Below are 5,569 nucleotides of genomic sequence, written 5' to 3'. Positions count from 1 at the left end.
TTAATAATACAAGAATTAAAGCAGATTAACAACAAAGCCCGCAACGACCTACTTTTCCAACATCCCAGTAAGGGAGAGTATCATCAGCCAGGACGAGCTTAGCTTCTTGGTTCGAGATGGAGCAAGGCGTTTCCTCGTCTGTATAGTCACGGGCAGTGTTAAATAAAAGATATAATAGCTAAATCTCTTATTTAACACTACTAGATAAAGTTAAAAGTCATAAACAAAGTTTTGTAAAAACATATCTTATTAAGTTTTTATCCTTAACAAGGAAGTGATGCTTATTAAAAGATAAGCAGACGAGCTATTAGTACTGGTCAGCTAAAGGACTTTCATCCATTACACACCCAGCCTATCAAACACATAGTCTATATGAGCTCTTAAAAGAAGATTCATCTTGGAGTTGGCTTCCTGCTTAGATGCTTTCAGCAGTTATCACATCCCAACATAGCTACCGAGCGGTGCCCTTGGCAGGACAACTCGTACACCAGTGGTTGGTTCGACCCGGTCCTCTCGTACTAGGGTCAACTCTCCTCAATCTTCTTGCGCCCACGGCAGATAGGGACCGAACTGTCTCACGACGTTCTGAACCCAGCTCGCGTACCGCTTTAAATGGCGAACAGCCATACCCTTGGGACCTGCTCCAGCCCCAGGATGCGATGAGCCGACATCGAGGTGCCAAACCTCCCCGTCGATGTGAGCTCTTGGGGGAGATCAGCCTGTTATCCCCGGGGTACCTTTTATCCTTTGAGCGATGGCCCTTCCACACAGAACCACCGGATCACTAAGACCGACTTTCGTCTCTGCTTGACGTGTATGTCTCGCAGTTAAGCTGGCTTATGCCTTTATACTCTACGAACGATTTCCAACCGTTCTGAGCCAACCTTTGTAAGCCTCCGTTACATTTTGGGAGGCGACCGCCCCAGTCAAACTACCCACCAGACATTGTCCTACTTGAGGATAACTCAAGCTAGTTAGCTATCAGAATAAAAAAGAGCGGTATCTCAACAATGGCTCACCATAAACTGGCGTCTATGGATCAAAGCCTCCCGCCTATCCTGCACATTTTTATCCCAATAGCAGTGTCAAGCTGTAGTAAAGGTCCACGGGGTCTTTCCGTCTTGCCGCGGGTAGGAGGAATTTTCACCTCCACTACAATTTCACTGGATCCCTCTTCGAGACAGCTCCCATCTCGTTACGCCATTCATGCAGGTCGATATTTAATCGACAAGGAATTTCGCTACCTTAGGACCGTTATAGTTACGGCCGCCGTTTACTCGGGCTTCGATCAAACGCTTCGCAGAGCTAACGTCATCAATTAACCTTCGAGCACCGGGCAGGCGTCACACCCTATACATCCTCTTACGAGTTAGCAGAGTGCTGTGTTTTTGGTAAACAGTCGGGAGGGACTCTTTGTTGTAACCTTCAATGCTTACGGAGTAAATCCTTCACAAAGTTAGGCACACCTTATACCGAAGATACGGTGCTATTTTGCAGAGTTCCTTGAAGAGAGTTCTTCCACGCGCCTTAGAATACTCATCCCACCCACCTGTGTCGGTTTACGGTACGGGCAACTATAACTAAACTTAGAAACTTTTCTTGGCTCGACAGTATCAAGGATTTACGATTCATTCCGAAAAACTTCACGCACCTATAAGGCCTCGGCTTAAAGGAGTTCGGATTTGCCTGAACTCCAACCTGCACCTTTCGACCAGCACTACCATCCGCTGGCTCCTCTAACTCTAAGCGTCCTTCCATCGCACATTATAGTTGGCATTGGAATATTAACCAATTTTCCATCGCATACCCCTTTCGGACTTTGCTTAGGACCCGGCTAACCCTACGATGACGAGCATCGCGTAGGAAACCTTGGGTTTACGGCGTTGGGGATTCTCACCCCAATTATCGCTACTCATGCCTGCATGCTCACTTGTATTCGCTCCAGCACTCCTTACCGGTATACCTTCAACGCAAATACAACGCTCTCCTACCACTTAGTAAAACTAAGTCTAAAGCTTCGGTACTCATTTTAGCCCCGTTATATTTTCCGCGCAGAATCACTAGACCAGTGAGCTATTACGCTTTCTTTAAAGGATGGCTGCTTCTAAGCCAACCTCCTGGTTGTTTAAGTAACTCCACATCGTTTTCCACTTAAATGAGATTTAGGGACCTTAGCTGTTAGTCTGGGTTGTTCCCCTCTCGACGACGGATTTTATCACTCGCCGCCTGACTGCCATGATTACACACTAGGTATTCGGAGTTTGATAGGGTTTGGTACATTGGTGTATGCCCTAGCCCATTCAGTGCTCTACCCCCTAGTGTTACTACATGACGCTATACCTAAATATATTTCGGAGAGAACCAGCTATCACGATGTTTGATTGGCCTTTCACCCCTATCCACAAGTCATCCCATAGCTTTTCAACGCTAGCGGGTTCGGTCCTCCACCGGCTCTTACACCGGTTTCAACCTGCTCATGGATAGATCACATCGTTTCGGGTCTGCAACGTCTGACTAAACGCCCTATTAAGACTCGCTTTCGCTACGGCTCCGGGTTTCCTTAACCTTGCCAGACATCACAACTCGCAGGCTCATTATGCAAAAGGCAGTCCATCACCCTGATAAATCATAGGGCTCTGAATGATTGTAAGCAAATGGTTTCAGGTTCTATTTCACTCTGATCACCTCAGTTCTTTTCACCTTTCCCTCACGGTACTTGTGCACTATCGGTCTAGTAGTAGTATTTAGGGTTGGATAGTGGTCTACCCAGCTTCAGACAGAATATCACGTGTTCCGCCCTACTCAGGATACTGCTAAGTAAAACAAAGCTTTCATATACGGGGGTATCACCCTCTGTGCCTAACCTTTCCAGGTCGTTCTATTAGCTAAGTTTAGTCTATATTGCAGTCCTACAACCCCACTAGTAAACTAGTGGTTTGCCCTCTTACGCGTTCGCTCGCCGCTACTAGCGTAATCTCTTTTGATTTCTTTTCCTGAGGGTACTAAGATGTTTCAATTCCCCTCGTTCGCTCCGTTATACGGTAACTAATATCTCTATTAGTTGGGTTGCCCCATTCAGAAATTCCCGGATCAAAGCCCCTTGACGGCTCCCCGAGACTTATCGCAGCCTGGCACGTCTTTCATCGCCTCTACTAGCCAAGGCATCCACCACTTGCTCTTTGTAGCTTACCTTTTCTATATTAGATTATTCTAATTCGCATCACTTCCTTGTTAAAGATAACTTTATGTTACTACATTTAAATTCTAGCTCTCAAGACGGAAAGCATTGACTACTATTTAGATAAGTTTTAAATCCTAAATAGATTGTGATGTCAAACTTTTGCATTAAATGCAAAGAGAATAGAAATTTAAATCTTTAACAAGTCCTGTAAAATTGTTTTTAAAACTTGCTTGTGACTATTAACAATATTAATTAAAAGAACATTTAGACTTCGCAGACTAGCAAGCTAGTCTTTACGACCAAAGAGTTATACCCTTTGGAAACCCCTAAAGCACAAAGTTGCTTTCGGCAACTTCGTAATCAATAAAGATTAAGACGCTTAAAAGTCTAAAGTAAATGTTTCTAAAAACACTTAATATAGACTTTTACTGTTAAACTATTTTATGGTGGAGAATAGCGGGATCGAACCGCTGACCTCCTGCGTGCAAAGCAGGCGCTCTCCCAGCTGAGCTAATTCCCCAATTAAATTCTCTGGTGGGCCTAACAAGACTTGAACTTGTGACCTCACCCTTATCAGGGGTGCACTCTAACCAGCTGAGCTATAGGCCCCTATAGGTCTATCAATCTTTCAAAACTAAACAAGGATGATTGAGAATATCTTTCTTATAGATATCTTGTGAGAGAATATCTATATGTACTCTAGAAAGGAGGTGATCCAACCGCAGGTTCTCCTACGGTTACCTTGTTACGACTTCACCCCAGTCGCTGATTCCACTGTGGACGGTAACTAATTTAGTATTCCGGCTTCGAGTGAAATCAACTCCCATGGTGTGACGGGCGGTGAGTACAAGACCCGGGAACGTATTCACCGTAGCATGGCTGATCTACGATTACTAGCGATTCCGGCTTCATGGAGTCGAGTTGCAGACTCCAATCCGAACTGGGACATATTTTATAGATTTGCTCCATCTCGCGATATTGCTTCTCATTGTATATGCCATTGTAGCACGTGTGTCGCCCCGGACATAAGGGCCATGATGACTTGACGTCGTCCACACCTTCCTCCTCCTTACGAAGGCAGTCTCATTAGAGTGCTCAGCCGAACTGTTAGCAACTAATGACGTGGGTTGCGCTCGTTGCGGGACTTAACCCAACATCTCACGACACGAGCTGACGACAGCCGTGCAGCACCTGTCTTAACATTTCTGCAAGCAGACACTCTTCTATCTCTAGATGATTTGTTAGATATCAAGTCCGGGTAAGGTTCTTCGCGTATCTTCGAATTAAACCACATGCTCCACCGCTTGTGCGGGTCCCCGTCTATTCCTTTGAGTTTTAATCTTGCGACCGTACTCCCCAGGCGGTATACTTAATCCGTTAGGTGCATTACTGCCAAGACTAGCTTAGCAACAACTAGTATACATCGTTTAGGGCGTGGACTACCAGGGTATCTAATCCTGTTTGCTCCCCACGCTTTCACGCATTAGCGTCAGTTGAGTTCCAGCAGATCGCCTTCGCAATGGGTATTCCTGGTGATCTCTACGGATTTTACCCCTACACCACCAATTCCATCTGCCTCTCCCTCACTCTAGATTATCAGTTTCCCAAGCAGTTCTATGGTTAAGCCATAGGATTTCACAAGAGACTTGATAATCCGCCTACGCGTCCTTTACGCCCAGTGATTCCGAGTAACGCTTGCACCCTCCGTATTACCGCGGCTGCTGGCACGGAGTTAGCCGGTGCTTATTCGTTAGGTACCGTCATTGTTCTTCCCTAACAAAAGGAGTTTACGCTCCGAAAAGTGTCATCCTCCACGCGGCGTTGCTGCTTCAGGGTTTCCCCCATTGAGCAATATTCCCTACTGCTGCCTCCCGTAGGAGTCTGGACCGTGTCTCAGTTCCAGTGTGACTGATCATCCTCTCAGACCAGTTATGCGTCATAGCCTTGGTGAGCCATTACCTCACCAACTAGCTGATACAATATAGCCTCATCCTACACCGAAAAACTTTCCCTATCTAACTTATGCTAGAGAGGAGTATAGAGTATTAGCAGTCGTTTCCAACTGTTGTCCTCTAGTGTAGGGCAGATTAGCTATACATTACTCACCCGTGCGCCACTAACTCATAAGAGCAAGCTCTTACTTGTCCGTTCGACTTGCATGTATTAGGCACGCCGCCAGCGTTCACTCTGAGCCAGGATCAAACTCTCCATATTAATTACCTATCTAATAGATAGGATTTTTATTATGAAGTTTTTAATCAAAAAAACTTTTAGTTTTTATATTAGTTTGTCTAATCTATTATTTAATCATAATAGACTGGCTCAATCGATCACTTGTTTAGATTTCAAAGATTGACTAATAGTTTAACAATTGTAAGTTAAAAGAAC

Annotated in this window: 2 tRNA genes and 3 rRNA genes; all 5 read right to left on the bottom strand. The window is 45.1% G+C overall.

Features of this window, described 5'->3' with window-relative positions:
- Positions 1–35: 35 nt before the first annotated feature.
- A 5S ribosomal RNA gene (gene rrf, locus CYO90_RS03300) occupies positions 36–154 on the bottom strand.
- 133 nt (positions 155–287) lie between these two features.
- Positions 288–3,192 (bottom strand): 23S ribosomal RNA (locus tag CYO90_RS03295).
- A gap of 433 nt (positions 3,193–3,625) precedes the next feature.
- Positions 3,626–3,701, bottom strand: a tRNA-Ala gene (locus CYO90_RS03290).
- Between the two features lie 12 nt (positions 3,702–3,713).
- Positions 3,714–3,790, bottom strand: a tRNA-Ile gene (locus tag CYO90_RS03285).
- A 94-nt stretch (positions 3,791–3,884) separates the two neighbouring features.
- Positions 3,885–5,395, bottom strand: a 16S ribosomal RNA gene (locus tag CYO90_RS03280).
- Together the 16S, 23S and 5S rRNA genes with 2 tRNA genes alongside form the textbook arrangement of a ribosomal RNA operon.
- Between the last annotated feature and the right edge of the window lie 174 nt (positions 5,396–5,569).

The organism is Campylobacter concisus (genome assembly GCF_002913745.1).
In the GTDB taxonomy this organism is placed as follows: domain Bacteria; phylum Campylobacterota; class Campylobacteria; order Campylobacterales; family Campylobacteraceae; genus Campylobacter_A; species Campylobacter_A concisus_R.
This window is presented reverse-complemented; position numbering and strand designations above follow the sequence as displayed.